The sequence below is a fragment of the Pantoea hericii genome (assembly GCF_014155795.1).
GTDB lineage: Bacteria > Pseudomonadota > Gammaproteobacteria > Enterobacterales > Enterobacteriaceae > Pantoea > Pantoea eucalypti.
Genome location: NZ_SCKV01000004.1, coordinates 34,665 through 56,605, shown reverse-complemented (window position 1 = coordinate 56,605; position 21,941 = coordinate 34,665). Strand labels below are relative to the sequence as shown.

Here is a 21,941-nt window from a genome sequence, read left to right as displayed (position 1 = left end):
ACCGCACTAAGGTGCGGTCAGACGGTTTGAAATTCACAGCGATGGGCGCAAACGTCCATCGCAAAGCATCGCGGGCCAGGGATGGCGTCTTTTGCATCTTTGCAGAGGACGTTTGTTCCCTGAGCCTGCGTGCGCTCCACGCCTGGAATGTTGTTTAACGCGGCAGCTCAAAATCCTCCGCATCCACATCATAGCCCGACGGCTCCCAGCGGATCGCCAGCAGCGCCAGAAGACCGGCCAGCGGCGCCAGAAAGATCACCCAGAACACGCCCGTGCCCAGCGCCGCGACCAGCACCGGAAACAGAAACAGCGAAACGGTTGAACTGCCGCGCATCAGTGTCTGGTTGAAGCCCACGCCCACGCCGCGCAGTGAAGTGGGATAGCTGAGTGAGGCAAACGTCATGGTGTGCGAGCCAGGCCCGAATCCCTGACCAAACAGGAACAACGCCAGCATTGCGATAGCCATTGCTGCCTCCTGACCGCCTTCCGGGCGACCAATCAGCGCCAGCCCAAGCAGCGCCACACACTGACAACCATATCCCGCCACTGACATCTTCCACGCACCCAGACGCGGCACCAGTCGCACCGCCAGAATCCCGCCAACAAAGGCAAACAGCAGATTCAGTGCCAGCGACACCAGAATGGTGGTGAGCATCGACTGAGCAAAGAAGCTGGAGATAATCACCGGCAGTCCAAACGCCACCGCGTTATAGGCAAACGACGAGGCGATAGAGGTAATGGTCGCCAGCAGCGTACGGCGGCGATAGACACCCTGCAGCAGCGCACCATAGTTACGCCAGCTTGCCTTACGCACCGGCGTGGCAGCGGTCAGTGCGGCGTCGGACGCGACCTGAGCGTTGATATTCCACGCACTGCGTAAAATCGCCGCGGCCCCTTTCAGGTCGCCCTGATTAGCTGTCCACACCGGGGATTCGCTCATGTAACGGCTGCGGATAGCGATGATGACAATCGCCGGAACGGCGCCAAAACCGAGGATCAGCCGCCAGAGCCAGTCGGTGTGACTTTCGGGCAACACCGCATAGAGCAGCAGCACCAGCAGATAAGAGATGCTGATTGCTGCGTACCAGGTCGGACACCACATCGCCACGCTGGCCGCTTTATTCCCCTTACCGCGCAGCTTTGAAAACTCCGCCAGAAAGGCCATCGCCACCGGCAGATCGATCCCGACGCCCAGCCCCATTACGAAGCGCGCGCCAGCCAGCACATATTCATTGGGCGCAAATGCACAGGCGATAGCCGCCACCACGAAAAAGAACATATCGGCCATGAAGACCCGATAACGGCCAATTTTGTCGGTGAGATAGCCGCCAATCAGCGCGCCGATAATCGCCCCGAAGGTAATGGCCGAGGCGACCATGCCGGTGCCGGCTGGGGTGAGATTAAACTCGCGTGTGATGTCTTTGATGCCAAAGGCCAGCGCACCCAGGTCGTAGGCGTCGAGAAAAACGCCTCCCAGTGCTATGGCTACCACAATGCGGGCATTATTTCGGGCGCTGTCGCCGCTGTTGACTAATCGGGAGACGTCAGCTGCGCTACGAATCCACTGTGTTTCGCCACCGGGCGAACTCCCTGCTGTTGCCACATGGGCGGAAGAAGTCAGATCGGACATGATGTTATGTATCTTTTATTTTAAACAGATTACCGAGAATAGCCGTTTAGACGCCCAGACGTAAATTCATTTCAGTTATATAAAATAATATTATAATCCTAAATCGTTATTAATTTTCGATAAAGTCAGCTGCATCACCGCTATGCCAGGCTACGCTTTTAAAGCAGATAATTTATCGCTGCACGCCTTGCCAGCAACACTCTCAGCGGCAGGAGAGCAGCCTGCACCCTCAGGCGCATGACGCCTTGTAAGTCATCACGCACTCATGAAACACAAAAACAACACGCGAAAATGCGATAAGGAAAAGGCCATGGTCAGAGTTCGGGGTTGGATGGGCGTCAGCGCGTTGCTGCTTAGCATGGGGATGGCACACGCGGCCGATCCTGTGCGGGTCGGCTCAAAAATTGATACCGAAGGATCGCTGCTGGGCAATGTGATTCTTCAGGTGCTGGAAAAGCATGGGGTAAAAACTGTCAATAAAATCCAGCTCGGCACGACCCAGGTCGTCCGTGGCGCCATTACGGCGGGCGAACTCGACATCTACCCGGAATACACCGGCAACGGCGCATTCTTCTTTAACGATGAAAAAGACAGTGCCTGGAAAAATGCCGGCGCAGGCTACGAAAAGGTGAAGAAACTGGATGCGGAGAAAAACCATCTGGTGTGGCTGACACCGGCTCCGGCCAACAACACCTGGACCATCGCCGTGCGTAAGGACCTGGCGGAGAAGAACCAGCTTACCTCGCTGGCCGATCTCAGCGCTTTCCTGAAGAAAGGAGGTACCTTCAAACTGGCGGCCTCAGCCGAATTTATCGAACGCAGCGATGCCTTACCGGCCTTTGAAAAAGCCTATGGCTTCGACCTTAAGCAGGATCAGCTGTTGTCTCTGGCGGGTGGCGATACCGCTGTCACCATCAGCGCGGCAGCACAGCAGACGTCGGGCGTGAACGCGGCGATGGCCTATGGCACCGACGGTCCGGTGGCGGCACTGGGCCTGCAGACGCTCAGCGATCCTAAAGGCGTACAGCCGATCTATGCGCCGACGCCAGTGATCCGCGAATCGGTGCTGAAAGCCTACCCACAGATTGCCGACTGGCTGAAGCCGGTCTTCAGCGCGCTTGATGAGAAGACGCTGCAACAGCTCAATGCGAAAATCGCGGTCGACGGTCAGGATGCGAGCAGCGTAGCGACCGAGTGGCTGCAGCAAAAAAAGCTGCTGTAACCGATGCCGATAGCGCGGGACGCGATACGCCGCCCGGCTCAGCAGCCGGTAGCATTGTTGCTGCTGACGCTGTTGAGTCTGGCGCTGGTGACCTTGCCGTTTCTTAACTTCGCTCCTAACCGGCTGGTGGCGGGCGAACCGCTGATGAGCTGGCAGGTCAGCAGCGCCGGGCTGTTACTGCTGCCGCTGATGATGCTGTGGTTGCTGCTGTGGCGTCAGCCTGGGCGTACTACGCTGATACTGGCCCTGCTGGCGGCAGAGCTGCTGCTGGCCGCCATGCTCTGGCTCAGCGGTCATCAGGCGACACTACTCAGTCAGCAGGGCAGCCGTCTGGCACGAACCAGCTTTGCCAGTGGCTTATGGTGCAGTGGTGCACTCATTCTGCTGCTGATTACCGATCAGGTGCGTCAACTCACTTCCCATCGGCTGGCTCAGCTGCTGCTCAATCTGCAGGTCTGGCTGTTGCCGCTGTTGCTGCTGTTCAGCGGCCAGCTCAGCGATCTCTCCCTGCTGAAAGAGTATGCCAACCGTCACGCGGTGTTTGATGCGGCACTGAGCCGTCATCTCACTCTTCTGGTGGGTACAGTACTGCCAGCCTTAATGTTTGCACTGCCGCTGGGCGTCACGCTTTTCCGGCGGCCTGACTGGCAAGGCAGTGTGTTTGGCGTCCTTAATGTTATTCAGACAGTGCCGTCAGTGGCGCTGTTTGGTCTGCTGATTGCGCCACTGGCCGGGCTGGCGCAGCATTTTCCGTGGCTCAGTGACTGGGGCATTAGCGGCATCGGCATGGCTCCAGCCTTGATCGCGCTGGTGCTCTACGCCCTGTTGCCGCTGGTGCGCAGCGTGGTGGTGGGCTTGCAACAGGTGCCGCAGGAGGTGCGCGAAAGCGCGCGCGGCACGGGCATGAGTGGCTGGCAGCAGTTTGTCGCGGTGGATGTACCGCTGGCGCTACCGGTCTGGCTGGCGGGCCTGCGGGTCGTCGTGGTACAGACGCTGGGCATGGCGGTGGTGGCGGCATTAATTGGCGCGGGCGGCTTTGGCGCGATTATTTTCCAGGGGCTGTTAAGCAGCGCGCTTGATTTGGTATTGCTCGGGGTGATCCCGGTGATTGCGCTGGCGGTCGTCATCGATGCGCTGTTTCGCCTGCTGATCTCACTGCTGGAGAGAGAAGATGATTGAGTTTGATAGCGTTTGCCGCGCGTTTAACGGCAAGGCGGCGGTGAAAGATCTGTCGCTGCAGGTGGCAAAAGGGGAGTTCTGTGTACTGCTCGGCACTTCCGGCTCCGGCAAATCGACCACCCTGAAGATGATTAACCGGCTGGTGGAGTATGACAGTGGTGAAATCCGCTTTGCCGGTGAGTCGATTCGCCAGCTCGATGCCCGCTCGCTCAGGCAACGCATGGGCTATGCCATTCAGTCGATAGGGCTGTTTCCACACTGGACGGTGCGAAAGAATATTGCCACGGTGCCGGTGCTGCTGGGCTGGTCCAGAGCAAAGATCAACGAACGCATCACGACGCTGCTGGCGCTGCTCAATCTCGACGAGCACCTGCTGAATCGTTATCCGCATCAGCTCTCAGGCGGTCAGCAGCAACGTGTCGGCGTGGCGCGTGCGCTGGCGGCTGATCCGGAGGTCCTGCTGATGGATGAGCCGTTTGGTGCGCTTGATCCGGTGACGCGCGGCGTGCTGCAACAGGAGATGCTGCGTATTCATCGCCTGTCGGGGCGAACCATCGTGCTGGTGACGCATGATATCGACGAAGCACTGACGCTGGCGGACCGCATCGTGCTAATGGATAACGGTGAGATTGTTCAGCAGGGCAGGCCGGTTGAGTTGCTGACCCAGCCGAAAAATGATTTTGTGCGCGACTTCTTTGGCCGCAGCGAAATGGGCGTACGGCTCTTGTCGCTGGAGCAGGTGGGTAATGCCGTGCGACGCGGCGAGTGGCTGGCGGGTGAACCGATTGCTGCAGGGCTGACGCTGCGCGACGCCCTGTCGCAGTTTATTGCGCGGGGCACAGACAGACTCCCGGTCATTGACGATCAGGAGCAGCCGCTGGGCGTGCTCTACTTTGGCGACCTTCTGCGACAGCGCGAGGCATTAACATGCGCAGGCTAAGGGATCCGCTGTTGTGGCTGGTACTGCTCTATGGCGCGCTGCTGACGCTAATGCCTTTGAGTGGGCCGCTGTTCCATCTCTGGTTTCCGGAGCTGGCCCGGCCACTCTATCAACAGGAGAGTTTCTGGCAGTTGACGCTGGCGCATCTGTTTCTGGTGATCACCGCCAGCCTGCTGGCGATCGTCATCGGCATTGGCAGTGGCGTGCTGGTAACCCGGCGGGCAGGGCGTGCGTTCCGGCCGCTGATAGAAACTATCGTGGCAGCGGGCCAGACTATTCCGCCGGTAGCCGTGCTGGCCATTGCGGTGCCGGTGATGGGCTTTGGTGCCTGGCCTGCCGTGGTGGCACTGCTGCTCTACGGTTTACTGCCGATTTTACAGGGAACCCTGGCGGGCATTGATAGCGTACCGTCCAGCAGCCGGGAGATCGCTATTGGCGTAGGCATGAGCAACTGGCAGCGGCTGTGGCAGATTGAGCTGGCGCTGGCTGCGCCGGTGATCATTGCCGGGATACGCACCTCGGTGATCATCAACATCGGTACCGCGGCCATCGCCTCAACGGTCGGGGCAAAGAGTCTCGGGTCGCCAGTGATTATCGGCCTAAGCGGCTTTAATACCGCCTACGTGATTCAGGGAGCGCTACTGGTGGCGCTGCTGGCGATAGTGAGCGACCGCCTCTTTGAGCGCCTGCAACGTCGGCTTAGCGTGAGTGAACGATGAGAGAGTATCCCACCAGCATGAGACCGCTGGTGCCGCCAACCGCCATAATAAAAAACAACGTGGCGAAAAAGGCTTTTTTGACATTCATGACGGAAACCTGAACTTGTTAACAGTGAGGCGGGGATAATAGCGCGCGCAAGGCAGCAGGCAAAGCGCCCGGCGTGCGTTTTTTGTTATCAGCCGGGTTCATGTAACCGCACGGCATAGCCCTGTTCCTGCCAGTGTGACAGCTGTTCCTGCTGGCGACGGGTTAATTTTTTACCGGTAAATACAAACATATTCATGCCAGGAAAAAGTTCAGGACGCGGGACATCAAGCGGTTCAGCCAGCACATCAATCCGCCAGCCATGCTGTGAAAGACGCCAGCCTTCCAGCCAGATACGGGTACGATCGTCGGTACCCCAGCCAATGATCAGCGCATCTTTTCCCGATTTTTTGCGGCTGCCGGTCAGACAGAAAGCGACATAGTCGATCAGCAAACCATCCAGCAGGCTGCACATGGTTCGGGCAGTATTCTGGTCCAGACTCAGTTTCTGGCGTACAGGCATGAAAACGTGATCAATTAGCGCATCAATCGGATGTTCGCGACCAATCGCAGCAATTTTGTTACGCAGTTTAGCGGGTCTGACATGACGTAATACGCTGATTAGCTCATCCTGCAGTGTGGTCCAGCCATCGTGTGCATCAACATCGCCACCTTCCAGCAATGCCTTTACTTTACCGACCGGCACGCCGCTTTCAATCCAGCGCATGATCTCTTCAATACGCTGCACATCCTCTTCATCAAACTGACGATGTCCGCCTTCGGTACGTTGCGGCTTCAGTAAGCCATAACGACGCTGCCAGGCGCGCAGGGTAACTGGGTTTATGCCACAGCGCTCGGCGACGTCACCGATACTGTATAAGGTCATAAATTCCTCTTTCGATTGGTCTGAGTGTAATTACCATAACGAAGCAAACTAAGTTGTACAATACATTTCTCAATGTACAACTTGACTGATACGGCCCTTTTCAGCTATATCTCATTTGAGAGAATATTTCCCATAAGTGAGAAAAGTAATGTCTGAGCTGAATACTGAGCAACGACTGGCTGTGAGGCTGTCAGAGTTACGCCTGCAACGCGGCTGGTCGCTGGATGAACTTGCGGTGGCCACGGGCATCAGTCGTGCGACATTATCGCGCATTGAGCGAGGCGAGACCAGCCCTACTGCTGCACTGCTTAACCGTCTGTGTGTCGCCTACGGATTAACGATGTCACGCCTGCTGAGTGAGGTGGAGGAGGAGTCCAGTTTGCTGGTCACCAGCCAGCATCAGCCGGTGTGGCAGGATGAGGCCAGCGGATTTATTCGCCGCAATATATCCCCTCCTGCACTTCATTTCAGATGCGAACTGGTTGAGGGCAGGTTACGGCCTGGTGCGCGTATCGATTACGATTCACCACCCATCCAGGGACTGGAGCAGCATATCTGGCTGCGCGAGGGCGGTCTCACCGTCACGATGGGATCTCAGGCGTGGACGTTGCAGCCAGGTGACTGTTTACGTTTTCATCTGACAGGAAAATCGGCTTTTGAGGCGCACCTGACCGACGGCGCGCGCTATTTACTGGTGGTGGCGAAACCATGATTGAGTACGTAACCCTCAGCGCCACCCAGGCGCAACAGAATCTGGCCGAACTGACCCATGTTTTACAGGGCTGTGTGGCAGATGGGGCCAGCGTCGGGTTTATTGATGCTGAAGACAGTGAGGTGATGACGCGATTCTGGCAGCAGCGAATCATCAGCATCACAGGCGGCGACAGCGAGTTAATCGTGGCGCGTCAACAGGGTCGCATTGTGGCGACGGTGATGATCAATAGCAGCGGCATGCCAAACGGCCGCCACCGGGCGGAGATCAGCAAACTGCTGGTGCATCCGCAGGCACGCCGACAGGGCATCGCCCGTGAACTGATGCAGCGCGCCGAGCAGCGGGCGCGCGAGCGCGTCAAAACCCTGCTGGTGCTGGATACGCGCAGCGGCGATGTCGCCAGCGATCTCTATCGCTCGCTGGGCTGGCAGGTAGCGGGATCGATCCCGTTTTATGCGGAATCCACCGCAGGCGTGCTGGACGCCACCACCGTAATGTACAAAGTGCTGGCGTAAATCACCGCCGCCGGGCACGCACTGAAATTTACGACAGCGCACGAAAAATTCGGCGTGAAAGCTGACGCCGCCGGGATACTGTGTAAAAATACAGGCCATATTTTCAGTGTGGTAACGCAAATCATGGCCCTGACAGCCGCAGTAAAAAGCCAGATAGCGCAATGGTATAAAGCGCTTCAGGAGCAGGTGCCTGATTTCATCCCGCGAGCGCCGCAGCGCCAGATGATTGCCGAAGTGGCAAAATGCCTGGCCGGTGACGATTCGCGCCATCTGGCGGTTGAAGCGCCGACCGGCGTGGGTAAAACTCTTTCTTATCTGATCCCAGGCATTGCGGCCAGCCGCGCCCAGGAAAAGCAGCTGGTCATCAGCACCGCCAATGTGGCGTTGCAGGATCAGATCTTCACCAAAGATCTGCCGCTGTTGAAGAAAATCATCCCCGACCTCACCTTTACCGCTGCTTTTGGCCGCGGGCGCTATGTCTGTCCGCGCAATCTGGCGGCGATGGCAGCCGACGCCGATCAGCAGGGCGATCTGCTGCTCTATCTGGACGATGATGCGGTCAGCAGCACCAAAGAGGAACAGACGCAGTGTGGCCGCTTACAAAAATCCCTGGATCGCTATCAGTGGGATGGCCTGCGCGATCACAGCGAAGAGAACGTCAGCGACAGCCTGTGGCAGCGCCTTTCTACCGATAAAGCAAGCTGCCTGGGCGCGCACTGCCACTGGTATCGTGAATGCCCGTTCTTTGTGGCGCGACGCGAAATCGAGCAGGTGGATGTGGTGGTGGCGAATCATGCGCTGGTGATGGCGGCGATGGAGAATGAGTCGGTGCTGCCACCGGCTAAAAACCTGATGCTGGTGCTGGATGAAGGGCACCATTTGCCCGACGTAGCCCGCGATGCGCTGGAGATGAGTGCCGACATTACGCCGGGCTGGAGCAGCCTGCAACTTGACCTGTTTATCAAGCTGGTTGACAGCATCATGACGCAGATGCGGCCAAAATCGCCGCCGCCGCTGGCTAACCCTGAGCGGCTGAAAGCACACTGTGATGAGCTGCGCGAACTGCTGACCGTGACCGCGCAGGCGCTGAATCCGCTGCTGCCACCGCATAACCAGCCGGGCGAATTTCGCTTTGTGCTGGGTGCGCTTCCGCAGGAGCTGCTGGATCTCTGTGCCCGGCTGTTCAAACTCAGCGACGCGCTGCGCGGTTTGAGCGAAGGCCTGATCAATGCACTCAGTGAGCAGACTGGCAAGGTGGACGTGGTGCGATTGCATCGCAATCTGCTGCAGCTCAATCGTCAGTTTGGCTGGTTCGAGTCGGTGAGCAAATTGTGGCGGCTGGCGGCGATGGAAAAAGCGTCTGGCGCACCGGTATCGAAATGGATCACCCGCGAGCTGCGCGAAGGTCAGGCGCATCTGCTGTTTCACTGCGCCGGTATTCGCGTCAGCGATCAGCTGGAAAAGCTGCTGTGGCGCAAAATCCCACATGTGGTGGTCACCTCTGCCACACTGCGATCGCTCAACAGTTTCAACCGCCTGCAGGAGATGTCGGGACTCAGCGAAAAAGCAGGCGATCGTTTTGTGGCGCTGGACTCGCCGTTTAACCATGTAGAGCAGGGCAGGCTGGTGATCCCGCAGATGCGCTTCGAGCCGCTGATGACGCACGAAGCGGAGCACATTGCGGAGATGGCCGGTTTCTTCCGTCAGCAGATGGCGGAGAAAAAGCACAAAGGCGTGCTGGTGCTGTTTGCCAGCAACCGGGCCATGCAGCAGTTTGTCGCCTGTCTGCCTGACCTGCGGCTCTCGATGCTGGTGCAGGGCGATCAGCCGCGCAGCCGGCTGGTCGATTTGCATCGCCAGCGCGTCACCAAAGGGGAAACCAGTATTCTGATTGGCCTGCAGTCCTTTGCCGAAGGGCTTGATCTGAAGGGCGATCTGCTGAGTCAGGTGCATATTCACAAAATCGCTTTTCCCCCGGTGGACAGTCCGGTAATTTTGACCGAAGGCGAGTGGCTTAAAAGCCTGAAGCGTTATCCGTTTGAGGTGCAGAGCTTACCCAGCGCCTCATTCACCCTGATTCAACAGGTCGGGCGCCTGATTCGCAGCCATCAATGTTATGGCGAAATCGTTATTTACGACCGTCGTCTGCTGAGCAAATCCTACGGCAGCCGGTTATTAGCCGCGTTGCCGATCTTCCCGATTGCGCAGCCGGAAACGCCAGAGCCGGAAGCGATACCGGCCACCGTGGCGCCAAAAAACACGGTGCGAAAACGACGTCCCACGCGGCGCTAAGCCGCGCACTTAACCGGAAGCGAGTGATGGAACTGAATAAAATCATTAAAGAGATTGGTCGCGGTAAAAATCATGCCCGCGACATCGATTTTGATACTGCAGTGGCGCTGTATGGCGCAATGCTGGCGGGCGAGGTGCCGGACCTGGAACTGGGCGGCATCCTGATTGCGCTGCGTATCAAGGGCGAAGGCGAAGACGAGATGCGCGGCTTTTATCAGGCGATGCAGGCACAGATGATGCAGCTGCGAGCGCCAGAAAACCGGCCGATGCCGATCGTCATCCCCAGCTACAACGGCGCGCGCCGCCAGGGCAATCTGACGCCGTTGCTGGCGTTGCTGCTGGTGAAACTCGGCTTCCCTGTGGTGGTACATGGCGTCAGCGACGACGCGACGCGTATCACCAGTGAGGCGGTGTTTGCCGCACTGGGTGTAACACCTGTCACCACCGCAGAGTTGGCGCAGGCGAAACTCGACCAGGGCGAACTCGTTTTTATCACTATCGATCACCTCTGCCCGCCAATGGCGAAACAGCTCTCACTGCGCTGGCGGATGGGCGTCCGTAACAGCGCACATACGCTGGCAAAACTGGCAACCCCGTTTGCAGAGCGTGCGGCGCTGCGGCTGTCGAGCGTGTCGCATCCGGAGTATGTGCCGCGCGTGGCGAAATTCTTCAGTGACATTGATGCGCCAGCGATACTGCTCAATGGCACCGAAGGGGAAGTCTATGCGAATCCGCAGCGCTGCCCGGCGATCAGTATGATTCAGGGCGCAGGCGTGGAAGCGGAAGTGTGGGTCGAGCGTCAGCCTGAAGTGGCGGTTGAACTGCCGGCGGACAAGACGGCAGAGGTGACGGCGCGCTGGATTGATGAGGTGCTGAATCAGCAGCGCCCGGTGCCTGCGTCACTGCGATTGCAGCTCGCCTGCTGCCTGCGCGCCAGCGGCCAGTGCGACTCGCTGGCGGCGGCCGGGCAGCAGATTGCCGCTGCCGGATACTGAGTCAGGCGGCTGGCAGCGCCTGTTCAACCAGGTTCTGCCAGAAACGGATGCCAATCGGCAGCAGTGTGTCGTTGAAATCATAGCGAGCGTTATGTAGCGGCGCGGAGGGCGTCTCGCCATCCGCGCCCAGCCAGAAGTAAGCGCCGGGACAGGCTTCCATCATGCAGGCAAAATCTTCTGATGCCATCGACGGATTGACCTGCCAGTGAACCTGTTCTGCGCCCAGCGTTGCCAGCGCCACGTCGCGCACCTGCTCAGCCGGGGCCGCATGGTTAGCCGTGACCGGATAGCCCGGCAGCCAGTTAATCTCGCCGCTGACGCCAAACGGACGTGGCAGAGTCGTCACAAACTCATCAATCAGTCCGCGTACTTTTTCGCGCACGCTGGTCTGCAGGCAGCGCACTGTGCCGCGCAGCACAATCTGTTCCGGAATCACGTTGATCGCTTCACCCCCGTGGATCTGCGTCACACTGACCACCGCAGAGGCGAGGGGCGAGAGCCGACGCGAGGGAATCGTCTGCAGCGCCAGAATCAGCTCGGCCGCTACCACCATCGGATCGGCGCCACTTTCTGGCATCGCCGCATGGCAGCTTTTACCGTGCAGGGTAATTTCGAATGAATCCAGCGACGCCATCATTGCGCCAGGATTAACAGCCAGTGACCCCAGCGGCAGCCCCGGCCAGTTGTGCATCGCGTAGATCGCATCCATCGGAAAGCGCTGGAACAATCCCTCTTCCACCATTTTGCGCGCCCCGCCCAGATTCTCTTCGGCAGGCTGAAAGATGAAATGCACCGTGCCGCTAAACTGACGCGTGGCAGCCAGCTGTCGGGCGGCGGCCAGCAGGATAGCGCTGTGACCATCGTGGCCGCAGGCGTGCATGACGCCAGGCGTCGAAGATCGCCACTCAGCGTCGCCTTTCTCTGTAATCGGCAATGCATCCATATCCGCACGCAGCCCGATAACCGGACCGGGACCGTTTTCCAGCGTACCGATGACTCCTGTTCCCGCCAGCCCACGAAACACCTGCAGCCCCGCCCGCGCTAATTCTTCAGCAATAAACTGGCTGGTTTGCTGTTCCTGGTAACCTAATTCGGGGTGGCGATGAAACTCACGGCGCCAGTGCAGGGCGTCTTCAAGCAGGGAAGGAGAAAGGGTCATGCAGCGTCGCGCTCCATACAGAATGAGTAGATTTCACTTTAGTGATTGGGTGGCGCGGCGTCTATCGCTGTCGGGACTAAATATGGCTATAGGCTAAATCAAAATGGAATAAGTAATAAGGAAGTGATTTCAGAGAGGGGTTTCACAATGGAAAAGTCAGAAAAACGGGGCAGGCCACAGCGCGCCCCGTTTAGTGAACGATATCAGACTATTTTTGCATTGGCAGGTTCAGGCCGTGCTCTGCAGCACAGCTCTGCGCCAGCTCATAACCTGCATCGGCGTGACGCATGACACCGGTGGCCGGGTCATTCCATAACACACGACCCAGACGCGCATCGGCCTCTTTGCTGCCATCGGCAACAATCACTACGCCAGAGTGCTGCGAGAAGCCCATGCCGACACCGCCGCCATGATGCAGGCTGACCCAGGTCGCGCCGCCCGCGGTATTCAGCAGCGCGTTAAGCAGCGGCCAGTCAGAGACCGCATCCGAGCCATCTTTCATCGCTTCGGTCTCGCGGTTTGGTGAGGCAACTGAACCGCAGTCGAGATGGTCGCGGCCAATGACCACCGGCGCTTTCAGCTCGCCGTTGCGCACCATTTCATTGAACGCCAGACCGGCAAGGTGTCGCTCGCCCAGTCCCAGCCAGCAGATACGTGCCGGCAGGCCCTGAAAAGCGATGCGCTCCTGCGCCATATCAAGCCAGCGATGCAGCGTTTTGTGGTGCGGGAACAGCTCCTTGAGTTTGGCATCGGTCTTGTAGATATCCTCCGGGTCGCCTGACAACGCCACCCAGCGGAACGGGCCTTTGCCTTCACAGAACAGCGGACGGATATAGGCCGGTACAAAGCCAGGGAAGTCGAAGGCGTTGCTGACACCCTCATCCAGCGCTACCTGACGGATGTTGTTGCCGTAATCCACGGTCGGAATACCCATATGACAGAAGTCGAGCATCGCCTGGACGTGAACCGCCATAGAGGCACGCGCGGCTTTCTCAACCGCTTTCGGCTGTGAAACGCGCGCCTGTTGCCAGCGCGCCAGATCCCAGCCAATCGGCAGATAACCATTTATTGGGTCATGTGCCGACGTCTGGTCGGTCACGATGTCCGGCTTCGGCCCGCCCGCCCGGGCGCGTTTCACCAGCTCTGGCAGGATTTCAGCGGCATTGCCCAGCAGCCCGACTGAAATCGCTTTTTTCGCAGCAGTGGCTTCGCTGATGATGGCCAGCGCTTCGTCCAGCGTGGTGGCTTTGTAGTCTACGTAGCGGGTACGCAGACGGAAATCGATGCGTGACTCCTGGCACTCAATCGCCAGTACGCAGGCACCGGCCAGCACACCCGCCAGCGGTTGCGCGCCGCCCATGCCGCCCAGCCCGGCGGTGAGAATCCAGCGTCCGCTGAGGTCGTTGTTATAGTGCTGACGTCCCGCTTCCACAAAGGTTTCATAGGTGCCCTGCACGATGCCCTGTGCACCGATATAGATCCAGGAACCGGCGGTCATCTGGCCGTACATCATCAGGCCCGCTTTATCCAGCTCGTGGAAGTGATCCCAGGTCGCCCAGTGTGGCACCAGATTAGAGTTCGCCAGCAGGACGCGCGGCGCATCCGCGTGGGTGCGGAAGATGCCGACCGGTTTGCCGCTCTGGATCAGCAGCGTCTCATCCGGTTGCAGCGCCCGCAGCGAACGCAGGATCTGCTCGAAGCATGCCCAGTTTCGCGCTGCTTTACCGATGCCGCCGTAAACCACCAGATCTTCCGGCCGCTCGGCCACATCGGGATCGAGGTTGTTCTGAATCATGCGGTAAGCCGCTTCAATCAGCCAGTTAGCGCAGTGCAGTGTGGTGCCATGTGGCGCACGAATTTCACGTGCCACAGCCTGAGAAAGAGTTTCGCTCATAAGAGATTCCTTAATTCAAGAAGTTGGGCGCATGCTCGGCAGCAGCGCGGTCAATGCCTGAGGCCAGTCAGCGCGACTTGCCCACTGACGCATGGCCTCGATATCGGGTGCCAGCAGGCGATCTTCCTCAAGGAAAGCGACCTGCTCGCGAATGGTGTCGATGGCCTGCTCAATCAGCACAGAGCTTTTCAGCGGCCGGTTAAATTCAATACCCTGCGCGGCGGCCATCGCTTCAATACCGACCACCGCGGCGCTGTTAAAGCACATGCTGCCGAGACGGCGGGCGGCATAGGTCGCCATTGAGACGTGATCCTCCTGGTTAGCGGAGGTCGGCAGACTGTCTACGCTGCCCGGATGGGCCAGCGATTTGTTCTCAGAGGCGAGCGCGGCGGCGGTGACCTGGGCGATCATAAAGCCAGAGTTCACGCCACCGTCACGCACCAGGAAAGGCGGCAGGCCAGATAAGCCGCTGTCCAGCAGCAGCGCCAGGCGCCGCTCGGAGATGGCGCCGACTTCAGCAATGGCCAGCGCCAGGATATCTGCGGCAAAGGCCACGGGTTCGGCGTGGAAGTTGCCGCCGGAGATCACATCGCCGCTGTCGCTGAACACCAGCGGGTTGTCCGAGGCTGCGTTTGCTTCGATTTCCAGAATCCGCGCCGCGTGGCTGAAATTGTCCAGGCAGGCACCCATCACCTGCGGCACGCAGCGGATGGAGTAGGGGTCCTGCACGCGGCCGCAATGGGTATGCGACTGCAGAATTTCACTGCCCTCTATCAGAGCGCTGACGGCGGCGGCGACCGCAATCTGGCCCTGCTGACCACGCGCTTTATGAATACGGGCGTCGAACGGTTTCAGCGAGCCTTTGATCGCCTCCAGCGAGAGCGCACCCGCCATCAGACCGGCAGCAAACAGATTTTCACCTTCAAACAGGCCACGCAGCGCCAGCGCAGTCGAAACCTGGGTGCCATTGAGCAGCGCCAGTCCTTCTTTTGGACCGAGCACAAACGGCGACAGGCCGACGCTTGCCAGTCCTTCTGTGGCCGGGATCAGCTTACCAGCGAGCCGTACCTGACCTTCACCCAGCAGCATCAGCGACATGTGCGCCAGCGGCGCCAAATCGCCAGAAGCCCCGACAGAGCCTTTTTCCGGGATGCAGGGCATCACACCCGCGTTAAACAGGGCAAGCAGCGCCTCAACGAGTTCGATTCGCACGCCAGAGTGACCGCGCGCCAGACTGATGATTTTGGTTGCGACCACCAGCCGGGTGACATTGTCGGGCAGCAGATCGCCCAGTCCGACGCTGTGTGACAACACCAGATTACGCTGCAGATCCGCCAGCCGGCTGGCCGGAATTTGGGTCTGCGCCAGTTTGCCGAAGCCGGTATTAATGCCATACACCACGTTACCGGAGGCGACAATGGCATCTACGGTTTGCTGCGCCGCTGCAATCGCCTGACGCGCACGCTCATCGAGACTTAATGTGACATTACCCTGATAGATAGCGCGTAATGTGGCGAGGTCCACCTCGCCTGGCACCAGGCGCAATGCCTGAAACGAACCTGACATAGCCTACTCCTGTCGATACAAGTGTGCTGGTGTGGCGAAGCTGCTTCCCTTGCCCTGAACCAGCGGGATAATTCGAGTGAAACATAAGCATTAAATCTTGTCTATGCTTGTCTATACAATCAAGCAATGGAAGCAAAGGACGTGCCAGGCCGATCACAAAAATCGAATCTCCCTATGCTGCGGGTCGGGTGTTTAGCATGTGGGAGAAGCTGCACCATCAGGATGCGGAGGCTGCACCATCGGAGCATCGCGTGCTCTGCTGGATGTATATACATTCACGCAGTGAGACAGTAAACTCAGGGGACTTTCAGCATAAGGAACAGCAAATGGTTGAGCATACGGCACTGGCACAACTGGCGGCGGCAATGAGCGATGAACCCGCACCGATCTATCAGCGGGTGAAACAGGCCATCGTCAGCCAGATTCGTGAAGGGTTGTGGAAAGCGAATCAGCGTGTGCCATCAGAAAGTGAACTGGTCAATGAACTGGGCGTCAGTCGCATGACCATTAACCGGGCGCTGCGTGAGCTCACCAGTGAGGGATTTCTGGTGCGGATGCAGGGTGTCGGGACCTTTGTGGCGGAGATGAAAGGGTACACCGCCATGCTGGAGGTGCATAACATCGCCGATGAGATTGCCCAGCGAGGTCATCAGCACAGCGCAAAAATCCTTACCATCGGTCAGAACAAAGCCGATCCCGAGCAGGCGGCCGTACTGGGTCTCACTACCGGGCAGACGCTCTTCCATTCGCTGATTGTGCACTACGAAAACGATCTGCCGGTGCAGCTGGAGGATCGTCTGGTCAATCCCCTGGTCGCGCCCGACTACCTGACGCAGGATTATGAGAAGATGACGCCGTACACCTATCTCATGCGGGTCGCGCCGCTGACGGCGGGTGAGCACATCGTTGAAGCGGTGCTGCCCGATGCGCGTCAGCGTAAGCATTTGTCGCTGGATGAGCACGAACCCTGCCTGCTGATTCGCCGTCAGACCTGGAGCGACACGAAAATCGTGACCTATGCGCGATTGCTCTATCCCGGCTCACGTTACAAACTGCTGGGCCGCTTCAGAGGACACGGTTAAGTCGGGTAAACAGCAGCCGGGCATCCGTGTCACACGGGCTGAGTTGTGTCTCATCATCGACCCACCACGTCCCCTGTTGCGCGCTCAGCTTTTCTCCGTCAGCCGTCTGCCATGCGCCAGCCAGCACCCAGGCGACGCCATGCAGCGCGCTGACCTCTGTGGTCACCACCTCCACCGTTGCCTGCCATTCACCACGTCGCGTCATGATATTAAAATCTTCGCTGACGCTGCCCTGCAGTTGTGCCGTTAAGGCGAGTTCGCCGGCAAACGCCCACGGCTTTTGCGGCGTCAACAGATGCTGCACGCCGGGCGCGGTTAACAACACCGGATCGCCGTGCAGCAGGGTGATAACCCGATCAATCTCCGGAAAGGGAGAGAAGGGGCCATCCTGCGCCAGGGTCGCAATACTGGCGCGCCAGCCAAAGCGATCTGCGCCGGGCGGGAAACTGATAATCTCACGGGTCTCACCGCCACCGTTGCGCCAGCGGCTGACTGCCAGATCGGCATATGCGAACCGGGCGATCATCGCAGCGCCGCCATTGCCTGAGCAAAGCGTGCGGCACACGCTGTCTGGTGCGGATGCACGCCATCTTTCACCACGGCTTTACCTGCAACATAGACGTCGCGAATCTGATCGCGCTGTCCGGCAAACAGCCAGCGGTTCATTACGGCGTGTGATTCCACGCTGCCGAGCCATGCCTCATCACGCAGCACCAGCCAGTCAGCACGTTGTCCCACCGCCAGCGTACCCTGCTGAATGCCGCACGCCTGCGCACCCCCTGCTGCAGCCTGTTGCCAAAGCAGATCGCCTACCGAGGGCTGGTCAGGCAGGGTGATTCGGTTGCGGCGCTGGTCGCGCAGGCGCTGCGCATACTCCAGCCAGCGCAGCTCTTCCTGGGTGCTCAGCGAGACGTGACTGTCGGAGCCAATGCCCCAGCGTCCGCCCTGCGCGATATACTCCACCGCCGGAAAAATGCCGTCACCGAGGTTGGCTTCGGTGGTCGGGCAGAGACCCGCCACCGCACCGCTGCGGGCAAGGCGTGACAGTTCGCTCTCATCCAGATGCGTGGCGTGGATCAGACACCAGCGCGTATCCACGTTAAAGCGGTTAAGCAGCCAGGCAACCGGCCGTTCGCCGCTCCACGCCAGTGAATCATTGACCTCTTTCTGCTGTTCAGCCACATGGATATGGACCGGCAGCCCAGGATCGCTGGCCGCCAGCACGTCGTGCATCTGACTTTCACTTACTGCCCGCAGCGAATGGAAACAGAGGCCACGATTCAGCAGTGGCCGCTGCTGCTGCCACTCCTCCAGCCGCGCCTGCTGTTGCAGATACTGGTCGGTCTGCTGGATAAAACGTTTCTGACCCGCCGTTGCAGGCTGACTGCCAAAGCCGCTGTAGCTGTAGAGCACCGGCAGCAGGGTCTGACCGATACCGGCGATCTCCGCCGCCTCGATCAGCTGTTGCAGCATCGCATCATCACCATAGGGTGCGCCGCTGGGGTCGTGATGCAGATAGTGAAACTCCGCCACCTGGGTGTAGCCGCCCTTCAGCATTTCGATGTAGAGCAGGGCGGCAATATCACCCACCTGCCGGGGTGTCAGGCGCTGCACCATGCGGTACATCAAATCCCGCCAGGTCCAGAAGCTGTCCTGAGGATCGCCCGCGACTTCTGCCAGCCCCGCCATGGCACGCTGAAAGGCGTGCGAGTGCAGGTTGGCGATCGCCGGAATTACCTCGCCGTTGAGCTGGACAGCATTCTCCGCATGGCTATCCGGAGCAATGGCATCGATAAAACCCGCCTGATTAACTGTGATACGAACCTGCTGCTGCCAGCCCTCTGCCAGCAGTGCACGCGGGGCAAAAAAAGTTACCATGGTTGATCCTCTCCGGATGTGGTTGTATATACATATACATACTTTGAGGCACAGTGTAAACGGTGGAGGCTTAGGCAGCGATGGCAGAAGAGATGCGTGTAGATACGGTATGGACCGGGGCCGACCTGGTTACCATGCGTGACGGAAAGTACCATCTGATTCCGCAAGGCGCGCTGGTGGTGCGGGCAGGTAAACTGGTATGGGTGGGCCCGCAGGCGGAGATGCCCGCGTTCGTCGCCGATCAGCATCATCAACTGCCAGGCGGCATCGTGACGCCAGGGCTGGTGGATTGTCATACCCATCTGGTGTTTGGCGGCGACCGCAGTCAGGAGTTTGAACAGCGCCTGAATGGCGTCAGCTACGCAGAGATCGCCGCGCAGGGCGGCGGCATTCTCTCCACCGTGCGCGCCACCCGCGCGGCCACGGAAGAGGAGCTGGTGGCGTCGGCTCGCTGGCGGCTCAATCGGCTGCTGGCCGAAGGCGTCACCACCGTGGAGATTAAGTCCGGCTATGGTCTGGATGAAGAGAGCGAACTGCGGATGCTGCGGGCGATTCGCCAGCTGGGAGAGAGCGTGTCCGCCGATGTGCGTTCCACCTGTCTGGCAGCACATGCCTTTCCGCCGGAGTTTAAGCACGACCCGGATAGCTGGGTCGATATCATCTGCGATCGACTCCTGCCGCAGGTACAGGCGCTGGGGCTGGCGGATGCGGTGGATGCGTTCTGTGAGCATCTCGCCTTTTCCCCTGCGCAGGTGGCGCGGGTGTTTGACCGGGCGGTGGCGCTGGGTATGCCGGTGAAATTGCATGCGGAACAGCTTTCGGCACTGGGGGGCGCAGCACTGGCGGCGCGCTACGGCGCACTCTCTGCGGACCATCTTGAATACGCCACGGAAGAGGATGCCAGGGTGATGGCAGAGCATGGCACCGTCGCGGTGCTGCTGCCTGGTGCGTTTTACCTGCTGCGTGAGACCCAGCGCCCGCCGGTGGAAAGCTTCCGGCGACATGGGGTACCGATGGCACTGGCCAGCGATGCGAATCCTGGCACCTCGCCTGCGCTGTCGCTGCGTCTGATGCTCAATATGGGTTGCACGCTGTTTGGCATGACACCGGAAGAGGCGCTGGCGGGCGTCACCCTGTGGGGAGCAAAAGCGCTGGGGCTGGCTGACAGTCACGGCTCGCTGGAGGCGGGAAAAGTGGCAAACTTCGTGCACTGGCCGCTGGCTCGTCCCGCGGAACTGGTTTACTGGCTGGGTGGTGAGCTGCCCTGTACCGTTATTTATCGTGGAGATCCACAATGAACCCTTTCTATTTCACCCAGGGCAGCCTGCCGCTGCTGGTCAGCATTCCACACGCCGGGACCGACCTGACGCCCGGCGTGGAGGCTGGATTAAGTGAGGCCGCGCGCGGCCTGCCTGACACTGACTGGCATATCCCGCTGCTGTATGATTTTGTGCGTGACCTCGGGGCCAGCGTGTTAATTGGCCGCTACTCCCGTTTTGTGGTTGATCTTAACCGTCCGCCCGATAACCAGCCGCTCTACACGACGGCCACCACTGGCCTGTTCCCGGAAACGCTGTTCGACGGCACGCCGACCTTTGCGCCAGGTAAAACGCCTGATGCCACGGCGCGTCAGGGCTACATCGATCAGATCTGGCAGCCTTATCATCAGCAGATTCAGCAGGAGCTGGCGCGGCTTAAAGCGCTGCATGGTTATGCGCTGCTGTTTGATGCTCACTCCATCGCCAGCGAAATTCCCCGCCTGTTTGAGGGCCGTCTGCCCGATATCAATGTTGGCACCAACGACGGTGCAAGCTGTACACCTGCCATGAGCGCGGCGATTGAAGCAGTATGCAGCGCACAGAACGACTACAGCTGGGTGATTAACGGACGCTTTAAAGGCGGCTACATCACCCGCGCTTATGGACAGCCGCAGCAGCATATTGAAGCCGTCCAGCTGGAGCTGGCGCAGCTCAACTACATGGATGAGATGCCTCCTTACGCCTGGCAGCAGGCGCGTGCCGCTCAGTTACAGAAAGTGCTGAAGGCGATGATTCATGCCATGCTGGCGCAGGCTAAACCGCAGTAAATCAGCGATGCGCCACGCCGGTGCAGCGCTGCGCTAATCGGGTGCAGGTGAGGGCAGCCTGTGTGGCTGCTCCCTTGCTACCGCCTCCATTCTTCGCTTTTTCAGAGCTGGCATAACCTTTGCTTGGTTGTATGTACAAGTACTGCAGTGCGTGCTCTATCTGAATAAATTCCGTCTGGCTCACAAAATGAAAAAGCCGGCAATGAACTGCGTTGCGTTAACTTGTATATACATGACATATCATCTTGTGGGGTTTATGTTAAATCTCATCAGGGCGATCACCAGGCCGCTACTTCAGGAGAACCGTATGACACACCCTCTGACTCTTCGTCGTTTATGTCTTACTACGCTGGTTTCCAGTCTGCTGCTCTGTGGCGTCAGCGCCCAGGCTAAAGAGTGGAAGTCGATCACCATTGCCACTGAAGGCAGTTATGAACCCTGGAACCTCACCCTGCCGGGCGGCAAGCTGGGCGGTTTCGAACCGGAGCTGATGGCGGATCTCTGCCAGCGCATGGCGATCCAGTGCAAGCTGGTGGTGCAGAACTGGGATGGGATGATCGCCGGACTGAATGCCGGAAAATATGACGTCATCATGGATGCGATTGTGATTACGCCCGACCGCAAAAAAGTGGTGAATTTCACCGTGCCTTACGCCTCAACACCCGCCACCTTTATCACGGTAAAAGGGTCACTGCTGCCCGCTGACAGCAAGATCATCAAACTCACTGACGATGAAAAAACCATTGAGCCTGCCATCGCACCCCTGAAAGCAGCGCTGAAGGGCAAAACGATTGGTATCGCCTCTGGCACGGTCTATACGCCGTTTATCGACAAATACTTCAAAGGGGTGGCGGATGTGCGTGAATACACCAGCTCAGCCGATGCGATTCTTGATTTGCAGGCCGGACGCATTGATGCGGTGTTTGACGATGTGACGTTCGCGCAGTCGATGCTGGCACGACCGGATAACCGCAACCTCAGTTTCAGCGGTCCTCAGCTGGGCGGCCCAATCTGGGGTGAGGGCGAGGCGATGGGTGTACGCATGGCCGACAACGATCTGAAAGCCCGACTGGATCAGGCGATTAAAGCCGCGCTGGCCGATGGCACAGTGAAAAAGCTGAGTGAGAAGTGGTTCAAAACTGACGTCACACCCTGAGTGAG

19 protein-coding genes are annotated in these 21,941 nt (G+C 59.0%); 12 read left to right on the top strand and 7 right to left on the bottom strand.

Annotation, left to right across the window (positions count from 1 at the left end; genetic code table 11):
* Nucleotides 1-154: 154 nt before the first annotated feature.
* On the bottom strand, nt 155-1,630 hold the full coding sequence (locus H7K52_RS09830; RefSeq protein ID WP_182629988.1) for an MFS transporter: 1,476 nt from the start codon (nt 1,628-1,630) through the stop codon (nt 155-157).
* Nucleotides 1,631-1,940: 310 nt separating this feature from the next.
* On the opposite strand from H7K52_RS09830, the gene osmF reads away from it, so the two are divergent.
* The 4 genes from osmF to H7K52_RS09810 are packed head-to-tail and all read left to right on the top strand — an operon-like array spanning nt 1,941 to nt 5,690.
* Complete coding sequence (gene osmF, locus H7K52_RS09825; protein ID WP_003851785.1) at nt 1,941-2,852, top strand: glycine betaine ABC transporter substrate-binding protein OsmF; 912 nt, start codon at nt 1,941-1,943, stop codon at nt 2,850-2,852.
* Nucleotides 2,853-2,855: 3 nt separating this feature from the next.
* Entirely contained in the window at nt 2,856-4,031 is a 1,176-nt protein-coding gene (locus H7K52_RS09820) for an ABC transporter permease (RefSeq protein ID WP_003851783.1), read from the top strand.
* Nucleotides 4,024-4,971 (top strand): ABC transporter ATP-binding protein, encoded by a 948-nt coding sequence (locus H7K52_RS09815; protein WP_003851781.1) that lies wholly within the window; start codon nt 4,024-4,026, stop codon nt 4,969-4,971. Before H7K52_RS09820 ends, H7K52_RS09815 begins: the two co-directional genes overlap by 8 nt.
* Complete coding sequence (locus H7K52_RS09810) at nt 4,959-5,690, top strand: ABC transporter permease (protein ID WP_003851780.1); 732 nt, start codon at nt 4,959-4,961, stop codon at nt 5,688-5,690. The genes H7K52_RS09815 and H7K52_RS09810 overlap by 13 nt, the downstream gene beginning before the upstream one ends.
* A 176-nt stretch (nt 5,691-5,866) precedes the next feature.
* Here the strand turns inward: H7K52_RS09810 and H7K52_RS09805 are convergent, their stop codons facing one another.
* A complete protein-coding gene (locus H7K52_RS09805; protein WP_003851779.1) occupies nt 5,867-6,601 on the bottom strand; it encodes a MerR family transcriptional regulator in 735 nt (244 codons plus the stop codon).
* A 148-nt stretch (nt 6,602-6,749) separates the two neighbouring features.
* On the opposite strand from H7K52_RS09805, the gene H7K52_RS09800 reads away from it, so the two are divergent.
* From H7K52_RS09800 to ybiB, 4 genes are all read left to right on the top strand, one after another.
* A complete protein-coding gene (locus tag H7K52_RS09800) occupies nt 6,750-7,313 on the top strand; it encodes an XRE family transcriptional regulator (RefSeq protein ID WP_003851776.1) in 564 nt (187 codons plus the stop codon).
* Nucleotides 7,310-7,828, top strand: coding sequence for a GNAT family N-acetyltransferase (locus tag H7K52_RS09795; protein ID WP_003851775.1), 519 nt, complete (start codon nt 7,310-7,312; stop codon nt 7,826-7,828). Before H7K52_RS09800 ends, H7K52_RS09795 begins: the two co-directional genes overlap by 4 nt.
* Nucleotides 7,829-7,951: 123 nt before the next feature.
* Nucleotides 7,952-10,120 carry an ATP-dependent DNA helicase DinG gene (gene dinG, locus H7K52_RS09790; RefSeq protein ID WP_003851773.1) on the top strand — a complete coding sequence of 723 codons (2,169 nt, stop codon included), beginning with the start codon at nt 7,952-7,954 and terminating at the stop codon, nt 10,118-10,120.
* 26 nt (nt 10,121-10,146) lie between these two features.
* A complete protein-coding gene (gene ybiB, locus H7K52_RS09785) occupies nt 10,147-11,115 on the top strand; it encodes a DNA-binding protein YbiB (protein ID WP_003851770.1) in 969 nt (322 codons plus the stop codon).
* A 1-nt stretch (nt 11,116) separates the two neighbouring features.
* Here ybiB and H7K52_RS09780 read toward each other — a convergent pair whose 3' ends face one another.
* From H7K52_RS09780 to hutH, 3 genes are all read right to left on the bottom strand, one after another.
* Complete coding sequence (locus H7K52_RS09780) at nt 11,117-12,274, bottom strand: M20 aminoacylase family protein (RefSeq protein WP_182629987.1); 1,158 nt, start codon at nt 12,272-12,274, stop codon at nt 11,117-11,119.
* Nucleotides 12,275-12,482: 208 nt separating this feature from the next.
* The gene (hutU, locus tag H7K52_RS09775; protein WP_003851765.1) at nt 12,483-14,168 is read right to left on the bottom strand and encodes a urocanate hydratase; all 1,686 of its coding nucleotides are present in this window, start codon (nt 14,166-14,168) and stop codon (nt 12,483-12,485) included.
* A 15-nt stretch (nt 14,169-14,183) separates the two neighbouring features.
* On the bottom strand, nt 14,184-15,734 hold the full coding sequence (gene hutH / locus H7K52_RS09770) for a histidine ammonia-lyase (protein ID WP_039659252.1): 1,551 nt from the start codon (nt 15,732-15,734) through the stop codon (nt 14,184-14,186).
* A gap of 326 nt (nt 15,735-16,060) precedes the next feature.
* Here hutH and hutC point away from each other — a divergent pair, with 326 nt between their 5' ends.
* Nucleotides 16,061-16,816 (top strand): histidine utilization repressor, encoded by a 756-nt coding sequence (gene hutC, locus H7K52_RS09765; protein ID WP_039659254.1) that lies wholly within the window; start codon nt 16,061-16,063, stop codon nt 16,814-16,816.
* On the opposite strand, the gene H7K52_RS09760 is transcribed toward hutC, so the two are convergent.
* Nucleotides 16,800-17,342 carry a HutD/Ves family protein gene (locus H7K52_RS09760; protein ID WP_008925086.1) on the bottom strand — a complete coding sequence of 181 codons (543 nt, stop codon included), beginning with the start codon at nt 17,340-17,342 and terminating at the stop codon, nt 16,800-16,802. The two genes, hutC and H7K52_RS09760, sit on opposite strands and share 17 nt — an antisense overlap.
* Complete coding sequence (locus tag H7K52_RS09755; RefSeq protein WP_182629986.1) at nt 17,339-18,694, bottom strand: formimidoylglutamate deiminase; 1,356 nt, start codon at nt 18,692-18,694, stop codon at nt 17,339-17,341. The genes H7K52_RS09760 and H7K52_RS09755 overlap by 4 nt, the downstream gene beginning before the upstream one ends.
* A gap of 80 nt (nt 18,695-18,774) precedes the next feature.
* Between H7K52_RS09755 and hutI the strand changes: the two genes are divergently transcribed.
* The 3 genes from hutI to H7K52_RS09740 all read left to right on the top strand — a co-directional run bounded on the left by hutI (nt 18,775) and on the right by H7K52_RS09740 (nt 21,936).
* Nucleotides 18,775-19,992 carry an imidazolonepropionase gene (gene hutI / locus H7K52_RS09750; RefSeq protein ID WP_182629985.1) on the top strand — a complete coding sequence of 406 codons (1,218 nt, stop codon included), beginning with the start codon at nt 18,775-18,777 and terminating at the stop codon, nt 19,990-19,992.
* Nucleotides 19,989-20,780, top strand: a complete 792-nt coding sequence (gene hutG / locus H7K52_RS09745) for an N-formylglutamate deformylase (RefSeq protein WP_182629984.1) — start codon at nt 19,989-19,991, stop codon at nt 20,778-20,780. Before hutI ends, hutG begins: the two co-directional genes overlap by 4 nt.
* Before the next feature lie 307 nt (nt 20,781-21,087).
* A complete protein-coding gene (locus tag H7K52_RS09740; protein ID WP_008925090.1) occupies nt 21,088-21,936 on the top strand; it encodes a transporter substrate-binding domain-containing protein in 849 nt (282 codons plus the stop codon).
* Nucleotides 21,937-21,941 lie beyond the last annotated feature (5 nt).